This window comes from Bacillus massilinigeriensis, from assembly GCF_900117315.1.
GTDB classification, from domain to species: Bacteria; Bacillota; Bacilli; order Bacillales; family Cytobacillaceae; genus Bacillus_BE; species Bacillus_BE massilionigeriensis.
In genome coordinates this window covers 1,188,392-1,203,092 of record NZ_LT630337.1, presented here as the reverse complement: position 1 = coordinate 1,203,092, position 14,701 = coordinate 1,188,392, and the positions used below count along the sequence as shown (strand labels likewise).

The 14,701-nt window shown below is 35.1% G+C and carries 11 protein-coding genes; 9 read left to right on the top strand and 2 right to left on the bottom strand.

All coding sequences use genetic code 11. The features are described 5' to 3' along the window. Window positions 1-33: 33 nt before the first annotated feature. Window positions 34-1,170 (bottom strand): site-specific integrase, encoded by a 1,137-nt coding sequence (locus BQ6100_RS06070; RefSeq protein WP_075980811.1) that lies wholly within the window; start codon window positions 1,168-1,170, stop codon window positions 34-36. Between the two features lie 236 nt (window positions 1,171-1,406). Further along, complete coding sequence (locus BQ6100_RS21990) at window positions 1,407-1,514, bottom strand: hypothetical protein (protein ID WP_390622402.1); 108 nt, start codon at window positions 1,512-1,514, stop codon at window positions 1,407-1,409. Between the two features lie 713 nt (window positions 1,515-2,227). Here BQ6100_RS21990 and BQ6100_RS06060 point away from each other — a divergent pair. From BQ6100_RS06060 to BQ6100_RS06020, 9 genes are all read left to right on the top strand, one after another. Beyond that, window positions 2,228-2,470, top strand: a complete 243-nt coding sequence (locus BQ6100_RS06060) for a DUF262 domain-containing protein (RefSeq protein ID WP_084780262.1) — start codon at window positions 2,228-2,230, stop codon at window positions 2,468-2,470. Between the two features lie 143 nt (window positions 2,471-2,613). After that, window positions 2,614-2,883, top strand: coding sequence for a serine integrase family protein (locus BQ6100_RS06055; RefSeq protein ID WP_235816496.1), 270 nt, complete (start codon window positions 2,614-2,616; stop codon window positions 2,881-2,883). Between the two features lie 134 nt (window positions 2,884-3,017). After that, on the top strand, window positions 3,018-3,254 hold the full coding sequence (locus BQ6100_RS21545) for a hypothetical protein (RefSeq protein ID WP_175578194.1): 237 nt from the start codon (window positions 3,018-3,020) through the stop codon (window positions 3,252-3,254). Window positions 3,255-3,292: 38 nt separating this feature from the next. After that, window positions 3,293-3,757 carry a hypothetical protein gene (locus BQ6100_RS06045; protein WP_075980808.1) on the top strand — a complete coding sequence of 155 codons (465 nt, stop codon included), beginning with the start codon at window positions 3,293-3,295 and terminating at the stop codon, window positions 3,755-3,757. A 140-nt stretch (window positions 3,758-3,897) separates the two neighbouring features. Beyond that, the gene (locus BQ6100_RS06040) at window positions 3,898-4,611 is read left to right on the top strand and encodes a hypothetical protein (RefSeq protein WP_075980807.1); all 714 of its coding nucleotides are present in this window, start codon (window positions 3,898-3,900) and stop codon (window positions 4,609-4,611) included. Window positions 4,612-4,724: 113 nt separating this feature from the next. After that, the gene (locus BQ6100_RS21985) at window positions 4,725-4,880 is read left to right on the top strand and encodes a DUF1643 domain-containing protein (RefSeq protein ID WP_084780541.1); all 156 of its coding nucleotides are present in this window, start codon (window positions 4,725-4,727) and stop codon (window positions 4,878-4,880) included. A 215-nt stretch (window positions 4,881-5,095) separates the two neighbouring features. Continuing rightward, window positions 5,096-8,719: an ATP-dependent DNA helicase gene (locus BQ6100_RS06030; RefSeq protein ID WP_075980806.1), complete on the top strand. Its 3,624-nt coding sequence runs from the start codon at window positions 5,096-5,098 to the stop codon at window positions 8,717-8,719. Window positions 8,720-8,901: 182 nt separating this feature from the next. Further along, window positions 8,902-13,671 carry an AAA domain-containing protein gene (locus BQ6100_RS06025; protein ID WP_075980805.1) on the top strand — a complete coding sequence of 1,590 codons (4,770 nt, stop codon included), beginning with the start codon at window positions 8,902-8,904 and terminating at the stop codon, window positions 13,669-13,671. 540 nt (window positions 13,672-14,211) lie between these two features. Then, on the top strand, window positions 14,212-14,700 hold the full coding sequence (locus BQ6100_RS06020) for a hypothetical protein (protein WP_075980804.1): 489 nt from the start codon (window positions 14,212-14,214) through the stop codon (window positions 14,698-14,700). Window position 14,701 lies beyond the last annotated feature (1 nt).

Below are 14,701 nucleotides of genomic sequence, written 5' to 3'. Positions count from 1 at the left end.
ACATACATCATCCCAAAACGATATATCATAAAATTATTTCAGAAGTTGCTCGAACTGATCGGCAGCTTCTTTTTGCATATTTGGCAATACGTGTGTATAGGTGTCCATTGTGATTCCAATCGTTGAATGACCCAATCGCTCTGATACAACTTTAGGATGGATGCCTTGTTGGAATAATAAAGTTGCATGAGTATGTCTTAAATCATGAAATCTGATATAGGGCAAATTAGTACTCTTGACTACCTTACGATAATCTCGTGCCATTTCAGGTGATTGAATTGGCTTGCCATTTTTCTGAGCGAAGACTAAATCAAGAGCATGGTATTCTGAACCGAATTGCTCCTTATAGATGAATTGTTGTTCATTAATTTTCCTCAATTCAGCGATTATATTTGATGTAATAGAAATCGAGCGGCTTTTTCCTGATTTAGGTTCTTTGAAAGTTAATCCTACTCCTCTTAATGGCTGCAGGGTTTGTCTTACGTAAATGATTTTGTTTTCCCAATCAACATCCTGCCAACGTAAGCCTAAGACTTCACCACGACGCATTCCAGTATAGATCGTTGTCAGATAAATAGAGTAGTAGACTGATGTTTTAGCAGCCTCTAAAAAGGTTTTTATCTGCTTATCATCCCAGGTCTGCATCTCTACTTTCTTCACTTTAGGAGGAGAAACTGCTTCGGCTACATTCCTTGCCAGGAACTGCCATTTTACAGCATCCCTAAGAGACTTCGAGATGACTCTATGCTGGTGCTTGACCGATTGAGCTGAAAGTCCGCCTTCTCCATTTATTCTGCCATTTGCTAATTTTTCAGTATAATACTGCTGAAGATGTGAAGGATTAAGCTGTGCAATCTTTATGTTCCCTAAAGAAGGTTTTAAATGTAGATTAATAATATAGCTGTAACCTTCAATTGTTTTTGGCGCTGTATTTAGCTTTGCGTGGTTGTCTAACCAATAGTCCAAAAACTCACTGAAAGTGATATCCTTAGGCTCAAAATAAGTCCCTTTATTAATTTCATTTAATTGTTCGCTAAGGAACTTCTGAGCTTCTTTTTTTGTTTTAAAACCACCTTTTTTTCTTTGCTTTCTAGCACCAGTTACAGGATCTTTTCCTGCATCATATCGGACTTGCCAAGTATCTCCGACCTTTTTTATTGAACCTTCCATCTTGTTGCCTCCATCGTCTATAAATTATGTGGTCATCCAACGCAATTTATAGTTACCGACTATTTTATTGTACAATATCATTAGGAATTTGAAAAACTGTAGAATAAATAAATTACTATGTTGATGGTTATCTTCCTACTTGATTCAATTGCCCAAATAATAATGGTAACTATAAAGATAAGGTCTTTCCCAATTGATACATCTAGCAGCAGTGATCGTCACGTTTTATCGTGAATTTACTTTCCTTCGAACCATTCAATAAATCCTCTCTTAGGAATCTTAATTCTTCGATTAAGCCGGATCACGTGAAATTCACCTGAGTTAACCAAATCATATGCCTGCACCCTGCCTATATTGAGAAAATCTATAATGTCTTTGACATCTAAGACATCAGGTAAATGATCGTAATTTATAATTAGACATAAAAAATTCTCCTTGAAAAATTAATTTTGATAAAGGAATAACTCCTTTAAAGGACCTTTTAGTTTTGTTGGGTTTTGATTGCACTGGTAGGCTTAACAGTAATTGCTCTGAATGCCCAGCATTGGTTTCCTAATATATCACATTGGATGTCATGCTTCATTGCATTCGCAACTTTACTATGTGTGAACCCAGTAATTTACACTTTTTAGCCAAATGGAAATTGGGGTTTGTTTTAAATAAATGGCTTGCCATTTTAGCTTTAATGGTGAGTAATAGCTTATTATAAAAGGATTTCTACTGATTCAGGTGTATCAAGCTGTGATGTTAAGATACTACATACAAAATAGTACCTACGCCATGAAAACTGCCAGTAGTTATATAACCACTTTGATTTTGCAAAGTAACCTGTTTATTAAGGGGACAATCAAGTTATAGGTTCGCTGATGCCGCTGATTTAAATATAACTAAATAGAATTTTTAGGTATAATTTTATTTGTAAATGATGGCTTCATAATTCTTATGATGGGTAATAGATGAGGGGAAAGGGAGAGAGGTAGGGTATGTCTAATACAGCAGTTAAAAATATAACAGTTGAAGTTTGTAGTTTTGAAGATTTCCTTGCGAGTAAGGCAAAATACCAGTAGGGATTGATACTTATCAGCGCCCCTATGTTTGGGATGAGAATAAGATTCAGGAGTTGCTGCAGGATCTAGAAGATTATTTAGAGCCAAAAGGTAATGTGCCATATTATATGAGAACGATTTTAATACATCAAAATGATGATCAACAAAAGTTATATATCATCGACGGACAGCAGAGGCTGACTACTTTAAATATACTTTATTATGAATTGAATAAAAGGCTTATTAATGAATAAAAGGTGGCCCTGGAATATGATTCACCTATTTCTATTCAAAATACCAACAAAATTCACCGGTTATTTAAAGAGTATAAATGGACTCACGATTATTCTAACTGGTTTAATAGTATCCATTTTACCATCATAATAACCAGATCACGGTGTTAAATGGTATTGCTGAATTTGAAGCAGATATGATTAAAGAAAGACAGTTGGAAGGAATAGAATTAGCAAAGCAACGAGGTGTCTATAAAGGAAGATCTCATAAGTATATGGATAAACATAAGGGGCTGCAACATGCTCTTGAGTTATTTCATAATAGAAATATAAATAAGCTGACTGTTAATGAGATAGCAGAGATTACGAAGATAAGGGCTACTTTATATAGGGCAGTGAACGAAAGGAAGCAGGAAGATTACATAAATATGTAAAACGCTATAATGAAAAGAATGATGAAACTTTCTTTGAAGAATTAACATTATTTATTGAGGAAGAAAAAATACGTAGACAACTTACACTTGAACGTCCTGGGGAGTTGTTTTTCTTTTATAAATCCGATCACATTGTGGTAACGGAAGAATTGTCAAAAATACCGCTTAATGCAGATGAATTTAAAGGAATTCCGAGCCTCCTAAGACAACTTAATGAAGATCAAATTGAAACAGTTGGACAGTTACCACAAGAACTTGTTATTTTAGCCAAGTATGCAAATGTTGGGATAGGGACAGTAGAAAAATTATTTGAGCAATTAAAAGAAAAACAATTAAGAAGCAGCGATCCTGTGTCTGCTACATTATTATAGATTGTGAATTTGTAATACAAAGTAGTAGGGAGAGATTCATGAATTTAGAGCAAATTGATCCTCAGGTACACATTGAAAGAGGATATATAGATGTAAGGGATGACATAGCTTTTAAAAGGATTTTTGAAGCTTGTAATATTTTTGGCCATAACTATAAAGGATTTCAAAGAGGTGGAGCATATCATCCATATAGAGATGATGTTACCATTTGGTTTCCTAAAATATATTCTAATGGAACTTGGGATAATAGTATCTCTGCTGATGAAAATACTATTTATGAAAAGCCAACAGATCCAGGTAAAGTAGAAGAACATATGAATTATCATGTATCTAGAGATATTCAGAAAAGAATTGTGTTTGCACATGAAAAGGATGGTCAAGGTAAATTGATGTATCGATTTAAGGGAGAATATGAAATTGATGTTCAGCGGTCATATAAAGAGAAATGTTTAGTATGGACAAGAATAGCAGAAAGAGTAAAAACATATCCGCCAAAACGGTAAGATTATTGAAAATCTCAACCTAGTAATAATTTAGGCTTTGGTCAATTATTGGGAGGGTTTGTATAAATTATATGGTTTCTAATTATGAAAAATATCATTGCTGTCTAAGAATCAGTATTCTGTAAAAAGTAGGTGAGTCAATGGATATAAGAGATTTGTTAACGGTCATAAAAGATGGTTTTCCTGACAAGGCAATTGATTTATCAGAAAGTCTAGAACTTTTAAAAGAAACGATAAATGATACTATGTCTGTGATAAATAACGAGGTTAGTGCTGCTTACTTCAATAGAGATTTTGATAGTGTAAGAAATTATGCTCAAATAGGAGAGAGCATCAATCATTATGAACAAAAGATAGATGAATTTATTGAACTGTTAGAAGTTGATGGGTTGGATGAAAGTATTGATGAAGCGGAACAAGAAGAAGTTGAGAGAATAGCATTTCGAGATTATTCAGCTTACTTTGTTGATACAAATGTTGAGCATACACTTTATGAGAATTTTACACATAAACGACCATTTGCATTTCGTATTAATAATAATCAAATGATTGAAGTAAAGACTTGGCAGGAAATGTTACTCAAAACATGTGAATTACTTATCTCTGTAGATGAAGATAAATTTATAAATTTTGAAAGTAAACCATCCATGCAAGGGAAAAAACGTAAATATTTTTCAAGCCATGAAAGTGATATGAGAAAACCTAAATTAGTGGGTGATAAGATATACGTTGAAACTAATATTAGTGGAAATGGAGTAAGAAACTTATTGCTCAAACTTTTAAAAGAATATGGGTATAAGCCAATTGAATATAAAGTTTATTTAAGAGCTGATTACACAGAACGGCATAGTTAATAGAATTGTAAAGTTATCAGGCTGGAAGGAGTAAATTTCGGCCTGGTTTATCAAGCAAAGAGTGAAAATGAGGTAAAGCTTGTTAAAAGAATTTCATTTATATATAAAAAGCAATAAAAAAAGCAGATAAGATAATTTTAGCTTGGGGAGAAAAAGGGGAATTCCAGAAAAGAGGAAAACAAGTCCTATTACTGTTGAAAAACTCCCTTAATGATAAGGAAGTTTATTGCTTAAATATTTTAAAAGGAGGACATCCACAACATCCTTGATATGTTGATAGTATGGAACAGCCAATTGAATATCCACTTTTAGAGCAACTTATAATTTTATAAAAAAGACAGGTTATGATTTCCCTCTGTAAGTTTATAAAGCAAAAGAACTATTAGTCTATTGTCATATAGTGATGATCAATATATTAATTTCTCACTATAATATGTTGCAATTTTACAATAATAAAATAATTCATATTAAAAGGGTGGGTTTAATGACTAACCATATTACTGTTCGCTTGGCTTGGCATAATGACGGCTGGGATGGTCATATTTGTAAGAATCCCAAGGAGAATACCTATTGCATAGGAAGACATTCATATCCTGGGGATGTAATATCTACAGAACGAGATTTAGAATGGGAACAATCCTGTGCTGGTAAATCATGTGCTAGCATAGATGGTATCCCGGCTTGTGCCTTTAGTATTAATGCTTTTGGGAAAGAAACTATTAAGGCATACTCCGATCCTCCTGAATGGTACAGAGATGGCTCTAAGGGGATATACATTAATTTACCACCTTCAAGCGTTTGTATATGGCCATATGAGGGGATGTATAGCGACGATGTAACGAATTTAGCAACAAATGGTCAAAAATATAACGGAAATCAACGTTTTAAAAATGCATCAGATTATTTTAATAAACTTGAACCGAATAAATCGTTAATATTCTACTATGCCAACTATAGTAATCCTTTTAGTGGAGAAGACAATCCAAAGTATGTCGTTGTTGGAATATCTAGATTGAAATCGGTTGGGGATTTCCAATATTATGAGAACGTTTCTGAACGGGTTAAAGAAAAGTATGCGAACGGAATGGTTTGGCAGCGTGTGGTGACTTCGAACTATCCTGATGAAGGTTTTAGAATCCCCTACGAAAAATATATGGATAACCCTGAGATCTTGGAGAGAATACTATTTGTTCCAGAAAACCCAAGAAATTTCAAATATGCTACCAGACATGTATCTAATGATGATGCCCTTACACTTGTAGAGAGAATGATTGAGATTGTAAATACTTTAATTGAAATATCAGACACAACTCAAAATTGGGAAGAACGTAGAAACTGGCTGTATGGACTATTAAGTGAACTTTGGAAACATAGAGGCTGTTATCCAGGATTTACGGAAGTATTACGATACATAGATCTACATGAGGGAATTGAGTATTATCGTAATCAGACTTTATTAGGAAATGAGCTCGAGGCTTATACTTTAATTAGTGATTTTATTAAAGGTAAAAGTAAAGAATTGCAGGATAGTGATATGAGCACCAGAAGAGTAAAAGAATTTCAACGAGGATGGAAGCTGCAGGAGGATGAAGAGCAACAATTATTATTAGAAATCTTGCCACGTTTTGATATTGGTCTTCAACAAATCAAGAATATCCTAAATCCTAATCGTGACAAAAATAATCTTTCAGCTACATTAGTAGAAATTATTGAAAACCCTTATATTTTATCAGAACAGTACATTGGCGATGAAATGGATGACTATATTTCCTTTAACAAAGTGGATAATGGAATATTACCTTCACCAGAGCTTGGGATTGATCATCTTATGTCCAAGAATTCAGCGGAAAGATTTCGAGCTTTGTGTGTCTCAGCCATTCAGCGAGACAGTGTTCATTCCTTTGTATTAGCTAATCGTATTCTTGATAATATTAATAGGAAACTCGAGAGTAATTCTGATTGGAAAAGGCACCAATTTGTAATGAAAAACTTTATTGTTGACGAGGAAGTCATTGAAGAAGCAATCGTCATGCGGAAGGATAATGAGAAGCTATATCTTTACTTGAAAGAAGTGTACGAAGATGAAAGGCTTATTGAAAATACGATTCGAGAATTAACAAAGAGGAGAGATATTTCGCTTCGAGTACCTGCAACAGCAGAAAAGTTTTATGATTCATTAATTGACACAAGTAGTGTACTGAATCAAAAAGCTCCAAGTGAATATGATGCGGCTCTTAAGGGACAGGCTGATGTTTGTGTTAAGGTATTTAATAAACCTGTTTGTGTAATTTCAGGAGCAGCAGGAACTGGAAAAACAACCATCATTCGTTCCATTATTCAAATGATAGAAAAGGTTCATGGTGTTGGAACAAATATTTTATTAATGGCTCCAACTGGAAAGGCAACAGAAAGAATTAAAGACAAGGCCCAAAAACCTTCCTCTACTATACATTCTTTTTTGGCAAAAAATGGTTGGCTAAATGATAATTTTACTTATAAACGAGATGCAGGAAAGGTAGAAACTGATATTCAAACCATTATTATTGATGAATGTTCCATGATTGATTTGCATCTCTTTGCAGCACTATTTCGTGCAATTAAATGGACCAATGTACAAAGGCTTATTTTAATCGGTGATCCAAATCAGCTGCCGCCAATTGGCCGAGGAAAGGTATTCTCCGATATTATTAATTGGTTAAGAGAGACCGATCCTGAAAACCTAGGAAAACTTGATGTCAATGTTCGTCAATTGGAAAATAAGGTAAGTAATAAGGGCAATGGAATTCTAGATTTGGCGGAGATTTTTATTCAAGAAAAACAGCAAGAGAAGGATAGCAAATTCGATATGGAAGATGTAATAAAAAAAGTACAGGAGGGAGGAGAAATTGACAAAGATCTTTCTGTTTATTATTGGAACAATGAAGATGAGCTAGAAACTCTCTTACAGAGGATCATAATACGAGATTTAGAAAATGATACGGGCCAAGAAGCAGAGGAAGGTAAGGAATATTACCTTTGGGGAAATGCTTGCAGCAAAAATTCAGACTCAAAGGATCCTGCTTATTTACAAGTTCTATCTCCATTTAAAGGGGAGCTTTATGGTACAGACAACTTGAATCTTATGCTTCAAAAGCTTTTTAATGGATATTGGATCTCGAAGAATCAAATTGATGGAATTTCTTTGTTTGATAAAGTTATTCAGTATCGCAATCGGCCAAAGTCAGACCCTATTTTTGCTTATGATATAAGTACTAAAACAGGGAAATATGTTGAGGTTTATAACGGTGAAATTGGTTTTGTTAAACCTCATCCATTTGATAAAGGTGAATATAAGAAGCCATACTTTCGACTGGAGAAATTCCAAACCCAATTTAAAGGGAAAGAGCATCTATGGATTGGTTATGGGAAAAAGCTTGGAAAAGATAATGCTGACAAATGGATAAGAGAACAAAAACCTGAAGACAATCTTGAGTTGGCTTATGCAATCTCTGTTCACAAGGCACAAGGAAGTGAGTTTGACCGTGTATATTTCGTATTACCTAAGCGGACAAGTAGCCTGCTGTCCATGGAGCTTCTCTATACAGCTATAACGAGGGCGCAACGCCACTTTACTATTTTTATTCAAGAAGACGTTTCGACCTTACTTTCATTAAGAAGAATCGAAAGATCTAATATTAGACGTATTAATTCATCTTTATTTAATTTTGAACCAATACCTGAAGAGTTTCTTCATTTTACTGGATGGTATGAAGAAAATAAGGTAATTTCCACTCTTACCCAATATCTAGTAAGATCCAAATCGGAAATGAATATTGCTAATATCTTATTTTTAAATAATATTGACTTTAAATATGAGGAACCGCTCTTTGCGAAGGATGGTTCTATGTACCTGCCAGACTTCACTTTAAACTGGCACGGTGAGAATTATTACTGGGAGCATGTTGGAAGACTGGATTTGCCAGATTATCAGAAAAAATGGGAAGAAAAGAAAAAATGGTATAACAAGCATTTCCAAGGTAAGCTCATAACCACTTTTGAAGGTAATAATCAGACTTTGGAAATTAAGAAGATATTAAAAGAACAGTTCGATATTGAAATTAATGAATAATTCTTATACATACTCTCTGTATTTACAGGGGGTATTTTTTATATTTGGGTTTTACAAACAGGATAATTGTACTATTTTCTCGAATATATTAAACAATACAGCTGTTTAAATTATATATAAGAAGAAAAATAGTATCCATAGTAGTTAACTATTTTTATGGCTGTATTTTAGGGGGAGTATTAGTGATTATTCAGGACGATATTTATTTTGACCAATTATCAAAAGGCAGAGAACATATTGCTGACATTCTTGAAGTTCCTGCTTTGCGTGGCGTGAAGACAAGTGTTGTCGAGAAGTATTCTGACCAAGCACACTTTATTTACGAGTTACTCCAAAACGCTAATGATGCTGAAGCAACATCTGCTCGGTTTGTGTTGCGTAAGGATAAATTAATCTTTGCCCATAACGGAACAAGGAGATTTACTATTTCCGATCCAGCAAATGAAAAAGAAGATTCTGAAAGTGGCAAGTTAGGTGATATTAATGCAATAACTTCCATTGCTAACTCTAATAAAAATGAAGCCTCAATAGGTAAATTCGGTGTGGGATTTAAGTCAGTGTTTCAATACACGTCTACACCGCATATTTATGATCCAAATATCTATTTTAAAATAGATCGTTTTATCGTTCCCATGAGGATTAGAGAAGATTTTTCTGGAAGAAAAACAGACGAAACACTATTTGTTTTTCCATTTGATCACCCAGAAAGAAGTGCAGCGGAGGCGTATGAGGATATTTCAGAGAAACTATGTTCATTAGATTATCCTCTTTTGTTTCTATCATGCCTTGAACATATTTCACTTGAGATACAAGGAGTATTGGGATCATATAAGAAATCCATATTGGATAAGAAGAAATTCGGCGAATCAGTCGCAGAACTCATTTTCCTTACGCAAAATTACGGTGATAAAATTTATAATGATAAACTTTGGCTGTTTACTCGAAAAGACAGAAACGAACACAAATATTCCGTCGGCTTCTTTCTCGATGAAAAAGAAAATCTGATTTCAAAACAACATGCGGCCTTTTGCTTCTTTCCAACAAAAGAAGTAACAGGTCTTAACTTCATTATTCACGCACCGTTCTTGCTTACTGACAGCCGTGAGGGTATTCGGGCAGGTGTTTCGCATAATAAAGATATGATGGAATTATTGGCGGCTTTGGCAGCGGATAGTCTTGTTTATCTTAGAGATACTGGTCAAGTTAATGGTTATCCACTTATTAATGATGAAATATTTGATATTATTCCTTACGACGAAAGCAAGTTTAGCGATGTGAATGACAAAAGGAAGATTTCTTTCATGCCATTTTATACAGCTATTTTGGAGAAAATGAGTAGTGAGGAGCTACTGCCAGCTTCGGATGGATTTGTATCAATGCAAAATGCATACTGGGCGAACGTTCCTCAAATTGCGGAGTTATTTACAAATGGCCAGTTGGCTGCATTAAGCGGAAACGAAAAAGCAAAATGGGTGTTCACATCTTTTGGAAGACAGGATACACAACGTAAAAATAAGGAACTTACTAAATATATAGATTCCATAACCAATTTATGGATTGATGAAAATGATATTATAAATGGTTGGAAATCTGAGGGAGGGAATGAAGTTATTGTTGGTATCAACAGTGCTTTTATTGAAGCCCAGCCCGTAGATTGGCTACACAGGTTTTATAAGTGGATCACGGAAACAAGTGGACGAACTAAGTTGACAAAGATGAAACCAATATTCCTCAATCAAGACAGAAAGGCTGTTGCAGCCTTTGATGCAAACGGACAATCTATACTGTTCCTTCCATCTGAAGATGTCAGTGGTTATGAAACCGTAAATACGTCTTTATTGGATGATAAAGAAACAATTGAGTTCCTTCATAGTCTCGGTATTAAGGAACCTTCGCTGCGTGATGAGATATATAATATTATTCTACCGAAGTATCAGGATGCTAACGAGATTGATACCGACCCACATTTTCGGAAATTCTTTAAATATTACAAAGAATGTCCGCAGTCGGAGATCGAGGATTATATAGAACTAATTATGGATTGTGAATTTGTCAGCTTTCGCTCCGCTGAAGACAATACGGTTTATCGAGGAAAAGCCGGAGACCTGTACTTTCCGAGCGAGTCACTTTGCCAGTGGTTTCAATCAAAACCAGATACCAATTTCGTAGAGTTTGATGAATATCTACAACTTGTTGGTGAAAATGATAAAAAAGAGTTGATTAGTTTCTTGACTGAACTTGGTACAAAGGATGTGCCTAAAGTTCTGGAACGTGAAATAAACTATCAAGATGCGATGAATATACGTCAAACTTGGTCTCGTTCAACCGGGAGACAGAAATGGATTGAACGGTACATTGATGGATGTCAAGAGATACTGGAACATGCCACAACCGATAACTCTACTATAATATGGAGGCAATTGCTCAATGTTATTTCTTCAGTTTGCACCCGTTGGGATAGATTCGATCGTGTTTTAAATGGAACCTATGAGTATTATTTTCGGGTTCCTCGTAACGAAAGTTTTGAATCAAGGACAGTAGTTCAACTACGAACAACCCCGTGGCTACTCAATGCAGAGGGGAACCTTGTTTCCGCAAAAGAACTAACTTTACAAACTCTTTCTCCGCAATATGACACTAAGAGTGACGAAGCTAAAGAACTGCTACAGTTTTTGGGGATTGAGGAAGAACTCGGTGATGAGAAGGATGACTATTTAACCGATGAGCAACGAGAAAAAATTGAACTAGCTGAAGCCCTTTCTGATATTCCACTTGAAGAAATAATGAGTTTTGCGGAACAATTCCGTGCAAATAAACATATCTCTACTAATCTAGATGAAGATGACGAAAGAGAAGAAAGCGATTCTGCTTTAGAAAACCCAGTTGTATCCCGTATAGCAAAAGAAATTATTAAACGAGCTATATCAGCTCCAAAAGAAAAAGAAACTAATACTAATTATAAAGACGAAGATACTAAAGACTCTGACGAAGATGATTACACGAAGCCGTCTATTAATTTCAGCCAGAAAATTGAGCTAGCGAAAAAAAGAAGTGCAAAAGAGATAGCAGAGATCGCATATCTTGATGAATTAACGCAAAAAGCGATAAATACAGATAAGTATTCTTTCGGGTGGTTCAAAGCTTTACTTGAACTTGAATCACTGAATAACGGTGAGAAAACCGCTTATAGCAGGGAAATTTCCATAACCTTTTCAAAGGTAGAACGGGAGGAAGGCACTTCAAGAACTCTTATTTTAAAACATCCAAGCCGTTATATTCCTCAGTCTATGGAAGACCTTGCGGATATTCCACTTGAATTGCATTTTGCCAATCAGCCGATGGTAAAAGTCGCCGTTGAAGTTGTGAACGTAAAATCATACACTTTAAGGGCGAAATTAAGGACGAATGCGCAGATTGAAGGAGTGGATTTATCACTGGTCACCGAGGCAAGAATCGAGGCAAAGAATCCAGTGTTTTTATTAGAGGAGCTACGAAAGGCATTCAATCAACTTGATTTCGATGACGACTATGATATGCAGAACAACCTCTGCGGTAATATTGAATTTGTGTTTGGACCACCTGGAACTGGAAAAACAACGCACCTAGCGAAAGAGGTTATTCTTCCTCTGATGCAAGAAGATAACAACCTGAAAGTTCTTGTTCTAACTCCGACAAACAAAGCGGCAGATGTGCTTGTGCGTCGCCTTATGGAGACGGATACAAATCAAGGTTATACGGATTGGCTTGTTCGTTTTGGTGCGACGAATGACAGTGTCATTGAGCAGAGCGGTGTTTTTCGTGATAAGGCCACCGATATTCGTACATTCCGAAGAAATGTAACTGTAACGACAATTGCTAGGTTCCCATATGACTATTTTCTGCCTGACGAAGCCACAAGACTTCATTTGAGTGCGCTTAAATGGGATTACATCATTATTGATGAAGCGTCAATGATACCACTGGTAAACATCGTTTTTCCACTTTACAAGAAGACACCTGAGAAGTTTATCATTGCGGGTGATCCATTCCAGATTGAACCAATCACAACTGTAGACATCTGGAAAAACGAAAACATTTACACGATGGTGGAGCTTAATTCATTTACTGATCCCAAAACGATACCTCATCTGTACCATGTTGAGCTTTTAACCACTCAATATAGAAGTACTCCAGAAATTGGAGAGGTGTTTAGCCAGTTTGCATATGGCGGTGTGTTAAATCATAACCGTCCCACAGACAGTAGGCGACCATTACTTATTGAAGATTTCCTTGATATTAAATCATTAAATATCATAAAATTTCCTGTAAGCAAATACGAGAGCATTTATCGTCCGAAACGTCTACAAAGTAAGAGTAATTATCAGGTGTATTCTGCACTTTTTGCATTTGAGTTTGTAAAGCACCTGTCTTCTCTCCTTGAAAAAGCAAATGGAAAGGAATTCTTTCGTATAGGTTTAATTGCACCATATCGTGCTCAGTCTGATTTAATAGATAAGTTAATGACCTCTATCACATTCCCAAAGAATATTGATGTTCAAGTAGGGACAATCCATGGATTTCAAGGGGACGAATGCGACATTATTATTGCACTATTCAATCCGCCACCGTCCATATCAGCTTCAAAGGATATGTTTCTCAATAAACTTAATATTGTAAATGTGGCAATTAGTAGAGCCAAAGACTATCTGTTCATAATGATGCCGGACGATGCCACAGAAAATGTAGGAAATCTCACAATGGTAAAGAGAGTCGAACAACTATGCAAGAAACAACCGGAATGGATTGAGCTGGAATCGCATTATATTGAAGAAGTAATATTCGGAAGCAATAGCTATCTCGAGGATAATTCGTTTTCGACAACGCATCAGTTGGTCAACGTATATGGAAAGCCTGAAAAAAGATATGAGATTAGGAGCGAAGACAGTGCTGTCGATGTTCAGATCCATGATTAGTTAATCAAGGTTTTTCAGGTATTCCAAAATAGGTTAATAAGTTTAGTTATGGGAGTACTCATAAAAATTATTTCAATCTTGATGATATTGCTTTTCTTTACAATAGGTTAGTTGTATAAGATTGTAACTTATATGATTTAGTTAAAGACGCTGGTGAATTTGTACCAGCGCTTATTTTTTATAGGCTCAACGTGAGTACGATCGATGTGGTGCACGAAATTATCAAGAGAATAGTAGTGATTTTAAGCTATTTATGTTGAAAGTATTATACAATGGATGCTAAAAGAAATAAGAGAAGAATTGTTAAAATCTTACCTTCATTTTTAAGAATAACAATCGGGTTGTTACTGTGGATAGTCTTTAGGGATAACCTTTGGTCAAATTTCTGATCAGTTTCTGTTTTATTTTAACTTTTAATATTTCTAACAAATTAACATTCAAATAACATCATGTGCTAAATACAAATAGTATAAGTTAACTATCAAGCGGTAAAAGAAAATCAGAAACTTAAAGGTAAATCGAGGAAACGGAGTGATAAGAATGTGTGAAAAGGTTTGGGATTACCAAAGCGTATTAATTAAGGTTAAAGATTCTCTGCCTGCTGCTAAAAAAATAAAAATCACTGATATACCAGTACCCGTTACGATCTATAAAGGGATATATTGTTCAATATTTGGCGCTCCATTGGAAAAAGATCAGGATGGTATTGATTTTGAATATAAAGAAATGAAATTTCCGAGATATAACCCTAAGAAACAAAATACTTTACGTGCAAATGGACGGATGATCGTAATTTTTCCAGATACAGCTTCTAGAAATGGTAGTTTCATCGTAGCACATGAAGTTCCATCTGGACATATAAGACCGATCATTGAAGTTAGTGATGCAGGGAGAGCGTGTTTTCGTGCAAGGCAATGGGCAATGTTATTCCAATGTGATTTTCAGGAAAAAGTGGATGGAAAGCTAGTAATGGAACAAAACGAATATAGAAAACTACTAATACAGTTAAGTAGTATACAGGTTATTTAGG

Bases quoted from the DNA above. Each gene is read 5' to 3' on its own strand.
- BQ6100_RS06070 (WP_075980811.1), bottom strand. From the start codon at position 1,170: ATGGAAGGTTCAATAAAAAAGGTCGGAGATACTTGGCAAGTCCGATAT.
- BQ6100_RS06045 (WP_075980808.1), top strand. From the start codon at position 3,293: ATGAATTTAGAGCAAATTGATCCTCAGGTACACATTGAAAGAGGATAT.
- BQ6100_RS06040 (WP_075980807.1), top strand. From the start codon at position 3,898: ATGGATATAAGAGATTTGTTAACGGTCATAAAAGATGGTTTTCCTGAC.
- BQ6100_RS06030 (WP_075980806.1), top strand. From the start codon at position 5,096: ATGACTAACCATATTACTGTTCGCTTGGCTTGGCATAATGACGGCTGG.
- BQ6100_RS06020 (WP_075980804.1), top strand. From the start codon at position 14,212: ATGTGTGAAAAGGTTTGGGATTACCAAAGCGTATTAATTAAGGTTAAA.